The sequence below is a fragment of the Kitasatospora sp. NPDC001664 genome (genome assembly GCF_053596675.1).
The window spans coordinates 56,489-69,186 of sequence record NZ_JBSFGS010000038.1 but is presented as its reverse complement, the minus strand read 5'-3'; the positions used below and the strand labels follow the sequence as shown (position 1 = coordinate 69,186).

The window sequence follows — 12,698 nt, the reverse complement described above, 5'->3', positions numbered from 1 at the left end:
GAAGCTAAGCCTCACAGCGCCGATGGTACTGCAGGGGGGACCCTGTGGGAGAGTAGGACGCCGCCGAACAATCATTCAAGAAAGCCCTCGCCGGGTCACCCGGCGGGGGCTTTCTGCTTTTCCGGGCCGGATCACCTCGGCGGGAAGGGTGGACCTAGCACCACCTCGAACCGGGGAGGGATGACCAGTGCGCCGACACCTACCTCCGAGCAACACTGATGACCGTAAGCAGTCAGTCACGTTCCAGGAGCCGTCAGGTGACCACAGTCAGTCCTCCGAAGCCCGCCACCCCGCTCCATCGCGCTGCCGCGGAGGCAGTTCGCTCCGGTACCGGTGCCCTCGGGTGGTCGCTGACGGTCGTGGTCAGCTCGGCGCCCGGGGTGGTGCTGCCGGTTCTCGGGGCCATGCTGGTCGGCGGGACGACGATGGCGGTGACGGGGTACAGCGACTTCGGGGCTCTGTTCGCGTTTCTGCTGGCGGCGGCCGTCGCCGTGGTGATGGCCTCGCCGGCGGTGCGGCTGAACGCGGGGTGGACCCGGTCGCAGATCGAGCGCCGATGTGGAGTCCGGGTGCCGGTCGAGTACTCGGTGCGGCCCGCGCTGGAGGTGGACGAGCGGGGGTACTGGTGGACGGGGTACTCGTACCACCGCAGTCACGGGGCGGCGAAGGTCGCCCAGCTGGTGCACTGGTCGCTGCGGGATCCGGCGACCCGGGCGGAGATGGTCTGGTTGCTGGTGAACCCGGCAGCGGTGGTGGTGCTGTTGGGGCCGCTGGTGGGGCTCGGCCTGGGTGGGGCCCTGTTCGGGCTGACCAGCTTCGTCGACAGCCGGACCTACGGGTCGGTGTCGGGCGGGCTCGGATCCTTCGTCATCTCGCTCCTGCTGGCCGGGGCCATGGTGCTGCTCGCGGTACTGCTGCTGCCCCAGGCACTCCATCTGCACGCTGACCTGGCGCGCCGGATCCTGGACCCGAACGGCCGGGCGTCGAACATCCAACTGACCCGCAGGGTGGCCGAGCTGACGGAGACCCGGGCCGATGCGGTGGGCAGTCAGGCGGCCGAGCTGCGGCAGATCGAGCGGGACCTGCACGACGGCGCCCAGGCCCGTCTGGTGTCGATCGGGCTGACCCTCGGGACGATCGAGCACCTGTGGGAGAGCGACCCGGACGCGGCCAAGCGACTGCTGGCGGAGACCCGGGAGTCCTCGGCGAAGGCGCTCCAGGAGCTGCGTGACCTGGTGAAGGGCATCCACCCGCCGGTGCTGGCCGAGCGCGGCCTCGGGGACGCGGTCCGCGCCCTGGCGCTGGACAGCACGCAGGACGTCGAGGTGACGGTCGGTCTGCCGGCCCGGCCGGAGCTGCCGATGGAGGCGGCGGTGTACTTCTCGATCAGTGAGCTGTTGGTGAACGCGGCCAAGCACTCGGGTGCGCAGCGCGTCTGGGTGGACATCCTGCACCGCGCGGGCCGGCTTCGGGTGACCGTCACGGACGACGGCAGGGGAGGGGCGACCAAGACGCCGCGCGGTGGACTGCGGGGCATCGAGCGGAGGTTGGGTACCTTCGACGGTGTCCTGTCCGTCAGCAGTCCGCTGGGCGGTCCGACCACCATCACCATGGAGCTGCCGTGCGCGTTGTCCTCGCCGAGGACCTCTACCTCCTTCGAGAAGGGCTGACCCGGCTGCTGGAGGCGCACGGGTTCACGATCGCCGCGGCGGTTGAGACCGGGCCCGAGCTCCTGGCGGCGCTGTTGGAGCACCGGCCGGACGTCGCGGTGGTGGACGTCCGGCTGCCGCCGACGCTCACGGACGAGGGTCTGCAGGCGGCGCTGGCGGCTCGACGGGAGATCCCGGGCCTGCCGGTGCTGGTGCTCTCGCAGCACGTCCAGCAGCTGTACGCACGGGAGTTGCTGGCGGACGGCACGGGCGGGATCGGGTACCTGCTGAAGGACCGGGTGTTCAACGCGGACCAGTTCGTCGACGCGATCCGCCGGGTTGCGGCGGGCGGGACGGCGATGGATCCCGATGTGATCGCCAAGTTGTTGGAGAGCAGGTCGCGTTCGCAGCCTCTCCAGTGCCTGTCGCCGAGGGAGCGGGAGGTGCTCGGGTTGATGGCTGAGGGGCGGTCGAACTCGGCGATCGCGAGCCGGTTGGTGGTCAGCGACGGGGCGGTGGCCAAGCACATTGCCAATATCTTCACGAAGCTGGGGTTGGCACCGGCGGAGGACGCCAACCGCCGTGTGCTGGCGGTGTTGGCGCACCTCAACGGCACGCCTGCGGAGGTGGTCCAGACCGGAGGGCGGCGCGGCGACTGAACGCCCGTGCGAGTAGTATCCGGTGGGCCGAGACGGTCGCCGGCGCGGTGGTCCCGAACCTCGACGGGGGGATCCGGCAGCAACGGCCGAGTCCGGCAGCCGCCGAATCCCAGGGGTTGATCATCGAATGGCACGTCCCTCCCTCACCCGCGCCCACCGCGCCCTGCTCGGTGTGGTCGCGGCCGGAGCCTGTCTGATCTCGGGCATCGGCTTCGCCGGCTCGTACAACGCGGTGCGCGACCTGGCGGTGGAGAAGGGGTTCGGTGCCTTCTCGTACGCCTTCCCGATCGGCGTGGACGCCGGCATCGTGGTGCTGCTCGCCCTGGACCTGGTGCTCACCTGGCTGCGGATCCCGTTCCCGCTGCTGCGGCAGACGGCCTGGCTGCTGACGGCGGCCACCATCGCCTTCAACGCCGCCGCCTCCTGGGGCGATCCGCTGGGGATGGCCATGCACGCCGTCATCCCGATGCTGTTCGTGGTCGTCGTCGAGGCCTCCCGGCATGCGGTCGGCCGGATCGCGGCGATCACCGCGGACCGGCACATGGAGTCGGTCCGCCTGATGCGCTGGCTGCTGTCGCCGGTGCCGACGTTCCGGCTGTGGCGGCGGATGAAGCTCTGGGAGCTCCGGTCGTACGACGAGACCGTCCGGCTGGAGCAGAACCGCTTGGTGTACCGGGCGCAGCTGCGGTTCCGGTACGGCCGGGGCTGGCGCCGGTCGGCGCCGTTCCAGGCGCTGTTGCCGTTGAAGCTCGCCAAGTACGGGGTCCCGCTGGACCCGAGCATCCTGGACCGGATCGACGGTCCGCTGGAGAGCTCCCCGACGGGGGCTCCGGCCCCGGGCCGGGAGTTGCCGGTGACGGCGGCTCAGGTGACGGCGGGTCAGGCCGGGCCCGCCGTCGTGGCCGCTGCCCACTCCGCTCCCGCCGTCGGCGGACCGGCTCAGGTTGCTCCGGAGCACCACGCCTCGGCGCAGCAAGCCTCGGTGCAGCAGACCCCGGTTCATGCGGCGCCCGTTCAGCAGGTGCCCGTCGAGCGGGCTCCCGTGCACGAGAAGCCGGTGGCCGAGGCGCAGGCCGTGTCCGACGCGCAGGTGACGGCCGCGTTGGCGGCGCCGACGCTGGCGAAGCTGGCGGCGGTCCGGTTGCGGGACGCGCAGGATCCGAACGCGGCGGAGGTGCGTCCTGTCCCGGCCGAGCCGGAGCTGAACGTGTGGACGGCCCGCGCGGTCCGTTCGCCGGCGCAGCCGAGCGAGCCGGTGCAGACGGCGCGGGTGCCCGGTCAGCCGTCGCCCTGGTTCAAGGCGCCGCAGCCGCAGGTCGAGCAGGCCCCGCAGCCGCAGCCGCAGCCGCAGCCGCAGCGCGTGCAGGAGGTCCCGCAGGAGCAGCCGCAGGTGCGGCGGCCGGTGCGGTTGGAGCAGTTGGCCCCGCAGGGGGTGCCGGCCGGGTACGTGGAGGAGCTGCCGTTCGAGGAGGCGACGGCCGTCGAGGTGCCGGTCGAGCCCGAGCGGCGTCCGATGGGCCAGGCCGTGCCGCTCGATCCGGAGGTCTGCTTCGCGGCGCTGACCCAGTACATCGAGAAGTTCGAGCAGCAGCCCGACCCCCGGCAGCTGGCCGAGTTCCTGACCTCCGAGTTCGGTCTGGAGGGCAGCGGGCGTGACGGTTCCGTGGTCGCGAAGGACGTGGAGCGGATCTGGCCGAAGTTGAACGAACGTTTCATGGAGCTGGGCCTGGGCTGAGGTCTCTCGGAGGATCCGCCATTGACGGTCCGCGAGCCGCGCCGTTACCTTCGCCTCAACAAACTGTTGAAGGCGTGGAGGGTTCCGCATGTCGCAGGCCAAGTTCTCCGAGGCCGCCCTGGCCGCCGTCGAGGAGCTGCTCGCTCCGGTCGACGCCGATCTGACGCGGCGTTACCCGGGAGACGACGGCAGCCGTCAACCCGTGCACACGGTCTACGTACCGGCCGACGCCTTCGCCGCCGACACCGTCAGCAGCTGGGGCGCCCAGGCGCTGGCCGCCTTCGACCAGCACGCCGCCACCCCCGCCCGGCTGGCGCAGGCGCTCGGCGTCGCGGACGACGAGCTGCTGGCCGACGTCCACGCCCGGGTCCGCGCCAAGCTGGAGCGGGAGCCGATCGAGGACCTGCGGATCGACTTCGAGGACGGCTACGGTCCGCGTCCGGACGCGGAGGAGGACGCGGAGGCCGTGCGCGCCGCCCGGCTGGTCGCCGCCGCGGTGGCGGACGGCACGGCCCCGCCGTACATCGGCATCCGGATCAAGTGCATGGAGGCGCCGGTCCGCGCCCGCGGCATCCGCACCCTCGAGCTCTTCCTCTCCACCCTGCTCGCGGAGGGCGGCCTGCCCGACGGGCTGGTGCTGACCCTGCCGAAGGTCACCTACGCCGCGCAGGTCACCGCGCTGGTGCGGCTGCTGGAGGACTTCGAGCGCCGGGCCGGGCTGCCGGCCGGGCGGATCGGCTTCGAGATCCAGATCGAGACCACCCAGGCGATCCTCGGCCCGGACGGCCGGGCCACCGTGGCCCTGATGATCGAGGCGGCCGAGGGCCGGGCCACCGGCCTGCACTACGGCACCTTCGACTACAGCGCCTCCTGTGGTGTGAGCGCCGCCTACCAGAGCATGGACCACCCGGTGGCCGACCACGCCAAGGCGGTCATGCAGGTGGCGGCGGCCGGCACCGGCGTGCGGCTGTCGGACGGTTCCACCAACGTGATCCCGACCGGTCCCACCGAGCAGGTGCACGCGGCCTGGAAGCTCCACCACGGCCTGGTGCGCCGCTCGCTCGCGCGGGCGTACTACCAGGGCTGGGACATGCACCCGGCGCACCTGCCGACCCGCTACGTCGCGGTCTACTCCTTCTACCGCGAGGGCCTGAAGGCGGCAGCGGCACGGCTGGCCGCCTACGTGGCGAAGGCCGGCGGCGACGTGATGGACGAGCCCGCCACCGCACGTGCGCTGAGCGGCTACGTGCTGCGCGGGCTGGACTGCGGCGCGGTGGACCTCGACGAGGTCACCGGGCTGACCGGCCTGGACCGCAAGCAGCTGGACGCGCTGGCCGGGCGCTGAGCCGCGGCCCGCGAGCGGCCGCTCGCGGCGGGCCGCCTCCGGCACCGGCCTGCGCCCGGTCCGGCGGCGCGCCCGCCTAAGCTGGCAGGGACGATCACCGTCCCTGCCGGCTTTTCTCGTGTCTGGAGACCCACCGCCCCATGTCGGAGCCGACCCCCAAGCCCTACCTCACCGTGCGGGGTTCCGGCGTGCACGAGCTGGAGATCAAGAAGTCCCGGTTCATCTGCCACCTCGCCCGGGTCGCCGACGAGGAGGAGGCGCAGGCGTTCATCGCGGGCATCCGGAAGCAGTACTGGGACGCCCGGCACAACTGCACCGCCTTCGTGGTGGGCGGCGAGCACCCGAGGGAGCGGTCCAGCGACGACGGCGAGCCCGGCGGGACGGCCGGGGTGCCGATGCTGGAGGTGCTGCGCCGGCGCGGTCTGACCGACACGGTGGCGGTGGTGACCAGGTACTTCGGCGGCATCAAACTGGGTGCGGGCGGGCTGGTGCGGGCGTACGGCAGCGCCGTCTCGGAGGCGGTGGACGCGCTCGGGCTGCTGGAGCGGCGGCCGGTGGCGGTGCTCGCGGTGCGGGCGGACCACACCCGGGCCGGGCGGCTGGAGAACGACCTGCGGGCGGCCGGGTACGCGGTGCGCGAGCTGGCGTACGCCGCGGACGTGCGGATCGAAGTCGGCGTGCCGGAGGCCGGAGTGACGGAGTTTCAGGTCTGGCTGGCCGAGGCGACCGGGGGCGCGGCGGTGGCCGAGCCGGTGGGCCGGGACTACGTCGAGGTGCCGGTGGAGGCCTGACCGGCCCGACCGGAGGACCTGACGGAGTCGTCCGCCGGGCCGGGGAGCCCAGTCCAAGAGTCTGGCCCAGCAGGCGCGGGCCAAAACCGAGTGACACTCGAACGAATTAACCATGCCCGGAGTTGGAACTTCCGCTCCGGGCACCTGCGTTTCCTGGAACAAGGAACCGCACCGAAGTCCGGTGCGGCGCCGCCCGACAAACCCGCAGACGGAGGACGTCAGACCCCAACCACCCCGCACCACGGGAGGTACCTCGCATGACGCCACATCACAGCCCGGCCGATTCCACGAGCCGATCAGAGGGCAGGCGAGCGGGACAACCCGCCTCGCAGGCGGGCCGGTTGGACCGCCCCACGCCGTACCGGATGACGTTGACCACCCCGCGCCCCCGGCAGGAGGTGGCCGCCCTGGCGGACCAGCTGCTGGCCGGCTGGCTGAAGGGCGAGGGGCGGGACGAGCCCCCACCGAGCACCGCCGACCTTCCGGCCGAGCGCCTGCGCCTCGGCGAAAGGGTCCTGCTGGACCGGGACTTCGGCGAGCTGCGGGAGGTCCCCGGCGGTTACCTCCGCCGCCGGCTGCGCACCCCCGCCCCGCACGGCACCGACCAGTTGACCCTCACCGTGGCCTCGGCCGGTCCCGAGGGGCCGACCTGGGTCCGGCTGGAGGCCGAGCAGTTGGCGTCCGGTCCGGGCCTGCGGGCGGGCGGCCGGGTGCCGGTGCCCGAGCTTGCCCGGGCGCTGCTGCCGCTGCTGGACGCCTCCGACGGCCCGGTCCGGATCGGCGACGCCCCCCGGGTCGTCCGGCCCGCCGGGGTGGAGGCCCTGATCGACGAGCTCTGCGACCCGGACCGCACCCTGCCCGTGGTGGTGGCCAGCCTCCCGCCCGCGACCACCCCCGCCGTCTGGCTGGAGGGCACCGGCCGCCAGCTCACCCGGCAGCTCACCGGCCTGGCCGCGCTCTACCTGCTGGACCACGAGGCGCTGCCGCTGTTCAACGTCGCGCTGGAGTACCACAAGGTCTACGGCGGAGCGGTCCGCACCTACCTGCCCGAGGTGGATCCGGCCTCGAGGGCGGACGGCGGCCGGCACCCGGTGCTGCCCCGGCACCGGATCGACGAGGACGTCCGGCGGGCCGCCGCGCTGCTGGCCCGCGAGCCGGGCCGGCTGGCCGCCGAGCTCCCGCTGCCCGCCGAGTTGGCGGCCGTCCCGGTCTACCAGCCGCCGGCCGAGCCCGCCCCGCAGGTGCGGGCGGCGTCCGGAGTGGGAGCCGGCACGGGAGCCGGGCCGGAGGGGACCGGAGCTGCCCACCGGACGGCGGACACCGCCGAGCGCCAGGCCCGGGCCGACGAGCTCCAGCGGGTGCGGCACAGCCTGCACCGTTCGCGCCGCCGGGAGCGGCTGCTGCTCGCGGTGGGCGAGGAGCAGCGCACCGCCCTGCGCCGGGCCAACGCGCAGGTCCAGGCGCTGTCCGGCCGCTTCTGCTCCGCCCGCTCGGCGGACGGCAGCCCGGTCACCTTCGGCGAACTGGTCGGCCGCTTCGGCGAGTTCCCGCTGCTGGAGTTCACCGGTGACCAGAAGGAGGCGGTGGCGCTGGACGGCCAGTGCGACGGCACCGGCTGGGCGCGGCTCACCTGGGAGGGGCTGACGGCGCTCCAGGAATACGCGGCCGCCGCCGTCCGGGGCGAGGCGCACGGCGACTTCAAGCAGTGGTGCGAGCACACCCCGGACGGCTGCCACCGCTTCCCGCCGCGCAAGGCCGTCCGGGGCGAGTCCCGGACGGTGGAGAGCCACACCAAGTGGAAGCGCGAGCGGATGCTCCCGGTGCCGGAGTGCGTGGACTCCTCCCGGCGCGCGTTCATGGGCGCGCACCTGCGGATCGGAGGCGGTCGCACGGCCCCCCGCCTGCACTACCTGGACGACTGCTCGGGCAGCGGCCGGATCTACGTCGGCTACATCGGGCTGCACCTGACCAACACCCGGACGAACTGACGGACGATCAGGCGGACGACCAGGCGGTGGCGCGGCAGCGGGAGTCAGCCCCCAGGGCGGCCCGGACGGTGGACAATGCTCTGCAGCAGCCGGACGAGCTTGGGGGTACGACCACCGATGCAGTACGCACCTGAGGGTCAGTCGGACGGTACCGCCGCCGCCACGCTCCAACCGGGCTTCCTGGCCTCGCTGTTCCGCGACCTCGGCGCCGGGGAGGGCGGTGCGGACGGCCCGGGAGAGCCGGGTGCCACGGACGGGCCGGAGGGAGAGGACGGCCCGGGAGGGCTGGGGGAGGCGGTGGAGGACGAGGTGGCCGCACGCGGCCGGGCCGCCGTGCTCAGCCATCAGCGGACCGCCGCCGTCCGGGCCGAGCACGAGCACCTGGCCGACCTGCTGCGCCGGGCCGCGCTGCCGGTCTCCGCGATGGACTTCCAGAGCCAGCTGCGCAGCTACCGTCCCCGCCCGTTCCCGGCCGCCGGGGGTGCGGAGGACCTCGGCCCGGACGGCCCCGAGCCGCGTTGGGAGGACTTCGCGCCGCCGGTGCCCGCGCAGCCGGAGGGCGCGGACGGCGCGGGCCGTCCGCTGCTCGACTCCGGCTACCAGCGGGAGTTGGCGCAGGCCCGGCTGCGCCACCAGCGCGCGCTGCGGGAGTGGCGGGCCGGCCGGGCGGCCGCGGCGGACGACGCGGCCTCCGCGGAGCGGCGGGCGCACGAGGCCCTGGAGGAGGCCCGGGCCCGGGCGGTGCGGGAGTACAACGACAGCCTGGAGGAGTGCCGCCGGGCCTACCGGCTGGCCGAGCCGGCCGCCGTGGAGTCGCTCCTGGAACGGGCGTTGGCGGCGGCCGAAGGGGCGACGCAGGACCTGCCCGCGCCGTGCCGGGCGGTGTTCCGCCCGCTGACCAGGACGGCGGTGCTCGACCTCGACCTGCCGCCGCTCGCCCTGGTGCCCTCACTGGACGGCTACCGGCTGACCACCGAGGACACCGTGGAGCCGGTGCCCCGTCCGCTCGCCGACCGGGCCAACGACTACCTGCGGCTGGTCGCCCGGCTGGCGCTGCGCGCGCTCCAGGCGGCGGACGCGGTGGACACCGACGAGATACTGGCCGGCGTCGTGCTCAACGGCTGGCTCCGTGACACACCGTCAGGAGCTCCGCTCTGCCTGCTCAGCGTGGACGCGGACCGGGACGCCCTGGCCCGCACCCGGCTGCTGCCGGCCGCCGACGAGGGGCCGGAGGAGGGCGAGGGCCGGGAGGACGGCGAGGGCCGGGAGGACGGCGCGTACGAGGGTGTGTACGGCGGCCTGTACGCGGATGCCGAGCAGGACGAGGCCCTGGTGCGGCTGCGGGAGCTGTCGGCGGCGGTCTCGCCGGACCCGTACGGTCTGGCCGGGGTCGAGCCGGGTGCGGAGGCGGGCATGACGGTGCCCACGGCCGAGGACCTGTCGGCCCATGAGTTCGCCCACCTGGTGCGGGAGTTGCTGACCAGGGGCGGGCTGGGGGAGTGGAGCGTGCGGCTGCGCGGGTCGGCCGGGCTGGTGGCCACGGCGGTGGGCGAGGAGGGCAGCGCGCTGCCCGGGCGCTGGGTGGTCTGGGCCTCGCGCCCCCGCGGCGGGTCGGGGCCCGACGGGGCGGAGGTCACGGCGGCGGAGCTGCGGACGCTGGCCGAGGCGGTCCGGGAGGAAGGGGCGGAGCGCGGCCTGCGGCTGACCACGGGTCGGTTCGCGGAGGCGGCGCTGGACCTGGCGGCGGAGCTGCCGCAGATCCACCTGGTGGACGGCGACGGCGTGCGGGAGCTCACCGAGACGCAGCTCGGCATGCGGCTCGGCGTCGGCGGCTGAGACGGGGCCGGGGTCAGGACCCGGGGCCGGGGCCGTTGCGGTAGCGGGAGGGCGGTCGGGCTGAGTGGGCCGGTCGGGCGGGGTCGGTGGCGGTCAGCCGTCGGTGGCGGTGAGGTAGGCCGCGGCGAGCGGCGGCGAGCCCTGGTCGGCCCAGCCGTGGCCCAGGGCGGTGACGTCCAGTTCGCGGCCGCCGGGCAGCACCAGCAGGGGGCGCTCCTCCGGGCCGAGCCGCCAGTGGGTGCCGGGGACGGTGCGGCGCAGCACGGTGCCGAGGTAGAGCCCGGCGTCGTTGCCCAGGCGGTCGGAGAGCCCGGGGTTCTCGCGCCAGCGGGGCAGCAGCTGGTCGAGGGCGGTGAGGGAGCGCTCGCTGTCGTCCAGTCGCACCCCGGCCGAGTCGGCGAGTTCGCGCAGCAGCCCGCACTCGGCGAGCAGTCCGGCCAGTGCGGCTTCGCCGGCGCCGGCCGCGCGGGGGTGCCGTCGCCGGCCGAGGTACCTGCCCATGGGGCCAGGGTGCCAGGGCCCCGGGCGGGCGGCGAGGGGGACCGGCGCCGCGCCGTGCCGCCGCCGGCCGCACTGCCGCACTGCCGTCCTACCCGGCCGCGGCGCCGCTCGGGCGGGCCGTCGGCCCGCCGTACCCGCGCGGTCGCATCGGTCCGGGCCCCCTGGTGGGTGGTGCCGGGCGGGCTGGGAGGATGGGCGTTTCGTTCGGCGGTGTACGAGGAGGGGCCGGGGTGGGTGCGAGGCGGATCGGTGGACCGGGGCCGGGGGTGAGGGGCCGTCACCCTGACGGACCGTCCGGCGGGCGGGCGGCCCGGGGGGCGGAGAGGCTGGCCGGCAGGGCCGGGGGTCTCTGCTCCGGTCCGGGCCGGGCGTCTGTGCCCGTGGGCAGCGGTCCGCGCAGCCGTCCGGCCCCACCGGGAGCGGACGAGCGGGAGGGCCGTCGATGACCGCGGTGCTGGTGGCCGCCGGGGCGTTCCTGATGACGCTGCTCGGCGGACTGGTGGCGCAGCGGGTCGGGGACCGTCGGCACTTGGTGCTGGGGTTCGCGGCCGGGCTGATGCTCGGGGTGGTGGCCTTCGACCTGCTGCCGGAGGCGATGCACGCGGCGCCGCAGGAGCTGCACGGGGTGCCGCAGGCACTGCTGATGTTCGCTGCCGGGTTCCTGGCGATCCACGTGGTGGAGCGGGCGGTGGCGATCCACCGGAGCCACGAGACGGAGTACGCCGAGCACTCGCACGGCCACGCCCACTCCCACGGCCACGCGCACGGCGGCAAGCAGGGCGTCGGACTCACCGCCGCCGGTGCGCTGGTGACGCACAGTCTGATGGACGGATTCGCGATCGGGGCGGCGTTCCAGGCGGGCACCACGGTGGGCACGGTGGTGGCGATCGCGGTCGTGGCGCACGACTTCGCGGACGGGTTCAACACCTACACGATCACCCGGATGTACGGGAACGACCGCCGCCGGGCCTTGACGCTGCTGGGCGCGGACGCGTTGGCGCCCGTGACGGGTGCCGCGATCACGCTGCTGTTCACCATCCCGGAGCAGGCGCTCGGCCTGTACCTGGGGTTCTTCGCGGGGTTCCTGCTCTACCTGGCGACCTCGGACATCCTGCCGGAGGCGCACAGCCCGCACCCGTCCCGCACCACGCTGATCTGCACGGTGCTCGGGGTGGCGTTCATGTGGCTGGTGATCGGCTTCGCCGAGTAGGACCGCCCCCACGGCCGGTCGGCCGGCCCGCCTGACCGTCCGTCAGTGCGTGGCGTCCCACTGCTCGCGGACGGCGGCCAGGGCCGCGGCCACGGCGGGCCGCCGGCTGGTCCTGGTCCGCCAGAGGACGAACACCCGCCGGGCCGGTTCGGGCACCACGGGTCGGGCGACCACCCCGGGCGGCAGCGGGCCGCGGCCGAGCCGGGGGACGAGGCCGAGGCCGAGCCCGGCCTCGATCAGTGCGATCTGGGTCTCGAACTCGCCGACCTGGTAGACCACGTCGGGTTCCTCGCCGGCCTCCCGCATGGTGCGCACCAGCCAGTCGTGGCAGATGTTGCCGGGCGGCACGCTGGTCCAGCGTTGCCCGAGCAGGCGCTGGACGGGGACCACGGCGAGGGCCGCGAGCGGGTGTTCGGCACGCAGCAGCAGGTCGACCGGGTCTTCGCCGAGGTCGAGCCGGGAGAGGCCGTCCTGGACGGGGAGCGGGACGGTGGGCCAGTCCTGGACGAGGGCGAGGTCGACCTCGCCGCGCGCGACGAGTTCGGCGGCCTGGTAGGGGTCGGACTCCAGCAGCCGGACCTCCAGGTCGGGGCAGTCCCGCCGGAGGGCGGCGAGCGCGCCGGGCAGGACGCCGCGGGCGCCGGTGGCGAAGGAGGCGACCAGCAGACGGCCGACGGCGCGGCCGCGCTGGCGCTCCAGGGTGACCTCGGCCTGTTCGACCAGGGCGAGCACCTCACGGGCGGTGTCGGCGAGGGTGCGGGCGGCGTCGGTGAGGACCACGCCGCGGCCCTGCTTCTCCAGCAGTACGGTGCGGGTCTCCCGCTCCAGCTTGGCGATCTGCTGGGAGACCGCCGAGGGGGTGAAGCCGAGTGCGGCGGCCGCGCCGCCGACCGATCCGTGCACGGCGACGGCGTGCAGGGCGCGGAGCCGTCCGAGGTCCATCACGTGTGCCTCCTCTCCCCGGGCAGCATCGGGCTGTCGGGC

Annotated in this window: 10 protein-coding genes and 1 rRNA gene; 9 read left to right on the top strand and 2 right to left on the bottom strand. The window is 74.6% G+C overall.

The genetic code is table 11. The annotated features are described in order from the left end of the window. From rrf to ACWCYY_RS35755, 8 genes are all read left to right on the top strand, one after another. Window positions 1-69 (top strand): 5S ribosomal RNA (gene rrf / locus ACWCYY_RS35790); the annotation flags it as partial. Between the two features lie 188 nt (window positions 70-257). Beyond that, window positions 258-1,670, top strand: a complete 1,413-nt coding sequence (locus ACWCYY_RS35785; protein WP_449798441.1) for a sensor histidine kinase — start codon at window positions 258-260, stop codon at window positions 1,668-1,670. After that, window positions 1,622-2,308, top strand: a complete 687-nt coding sequence (locus tag ACWCYY_RS35780) for a response regulator transcription factor (RefSeq protein ID WP_345285614.1) — start codon at window positions 1,622-1,624, stop codon at window positions 2,306-2,308. The genes ACWCYY_RS35785 and ACWCYY_RS35780 overlap by 49 nt, the downstream gene beginning before the upstream one ends. 127 nt (window positions 2,309-2,435) lie before the next feature. After that, window positions 2,436-4,043, top strand: coding sequence for a DUF2637 domain-containing protein (locus ACWCYY_RS35775; RefSeq protein WP_449798440.1), 1,608 nt, complete (start codon window positions 2,436-2,438; stop codon window positions 4,041-4,043). 88 nt (window positions 4,044-4,131) lie between these two features. Next, window positions 4,132-5,388, top strand: coding sequence for a DUF6986 family protein (locus ACWCYY_RS35770; protein ID WP_449798439.1), 1,257 nt, complete (start codon window positions 4,132-4,134; stop codon window positions 5,386-5,388). A gap of 140 nt (window positions 5,389-5,528) precedes the next feature. Beyond that, complete coding sequence (locus tag ACWCYY_RS35765; protein ID WP_345285620.1) at window positions 5,529-6,179, top strand: YigZ family protein; 651 nt, start codon at window positions 5,529-5,531, stop codon at window positions 6,177-6,179. A gap of 365 nt (window positions 6,180-6,544) precedes the next feature. After that, on the top strand, window positions 6,545-8,167 hold the full coding sequence (locus ACWCYY_RS35760; RefSeq protein ID WP_449798438.1) for a hypothetical protein: 1,623 nt from the start codon (window positions 6,545-6,547) through the stop codon (window positions 8,165-8,167). Between the two features lie 117 nt (window positions 8,168-8,284). Further along, on the top strand, window positions 8,285-10,003 hold the full coding sequence (locus ACWCYY_RS35755) for a restriction endonuclease (protein WP_449798437.1): 1,719 nt from the start codon (window positions 8,285-8,287) through the stop codon (window positions 10,001-10,003). A 93-nt stretch (window positions 10,004-10,096) separates the two neighbouring features. Here the strand turns inward: ACWCYY_RS35755 and ACWCYY_RS35750 are convergent, their stop codons facing one another. Then, complete coding sequence (locus ACWCYY_RS35750; protein WP_449798436.1) at window positions 10,097-10,504, bottom strand: DUF6278 family protein; 408 nt, start codon at window positions 10,502-10,504, stop codon at window positions 10,097-10,099. 442 nt (window positions 10,505-10,946) lie between these two features. On the opposite strand from ACWCYY_RS35750, the gene ACWCYY_RS35745 reads away from it, so the two are divergent. Continuing rightward, window positions 10,947-11,714: a ZIP family metal transporter gene (locus ACWCYY_RS35745; protein WP_345285628.1), complete on the top strand. Its 768-nt coding sequence runs from the start codon at window positions 10,947-10,949 to the stop codon at window positions 11,712-11,714. 42 nt (window positions 11,715-11,756) lie between these two features. Here the strand turns inward: ACWCYY_RS35745 and ACWCYY_RS35740 are convergent, their stop codons facing one another. Then, a complete protein-coding gene (locus ACWCYY_RS35740; protein ID WP_345285630.1) occupies window positions 11,757-12,659 on the bottom strand; it encodes a LysR family transcriptional regulator in 903 nt (300 codons plus the stop codon). Between the last annotated feature and the right edge of the window lie 39 nt (window positions 12,660-12,698).